Below are 725 nucleotides of genomic sequence, written 5' to 3' on the forward strand. Positions count from 1 at the left end.
TCTAGCAGGCCACCAATCGTAGCGCCATCAATCAGGAAGTTTCCGACCATACCTGTTTGGTTCGTCATTACTAGCGCTTCTTTTAGCAGCGCTTTGGCTTGCTCTTCGTCTTTTTGGCGTGCGGCCAAGACTGCTTCAACAACGAGGTTGCGATTGGTATCGGTAATGAGGTTGGTACGGCGCGCTTCACTTTGCAGGAAGTTTAGCGCTTGGCGTGCTTCCTCATACTGACCCAAATTGATGTGTGCACGCACTATATTGCGCCATTGCAGTTGTAAGAAGTGGTTACATGCCGATTCTGGACGAACCGCCGTGTTCAACCATTCTTGCATGGCTTCTGTATTGCCACGCGCTTGCCAGAATAAGATCAACGATAAAGAGGCGTTGGCGGTCCAATCTACGTGGTACGTAGACTGCTTCATTAAATGTTGAATGTGCTCGATGAATTTACCGGCTTTGTCTAGTTCGCCACGGCCAATCGCAATGCGTGCCAACATTGAGTAGCTATGTAAGTGCTTACTCGGCGAATGGTTTTCGAGAATTTGTAGGCCTCGGTACGCACACTCTTCGGCTTCATCTAGGCGGTTCCAGCACCATAAGACTTGCGCGCGGATACGCAATAAAAATTCGTGTAGAGGAACGTGCTGTAATTGCTGATCTTCAATCAGACGAAAGCCTGAATCTTGCAGCTCAAAGGCCGCTTGCACGTAACCTTGAGCAATCAA

The 725-nt window shown here is 49.0% G+C and carries 1 pseudogene; it reads right to left on the reverse strand.

The features are described from left to right. Nucleotides 1-725: pseudogene (locus R8N49_RS27060) on the reverse strand (transcriptional regulator MalT); the annotation flags it as partial.

It is taken from the genome of Vibrio sp. 1978 (assembly GCF_033344345.1).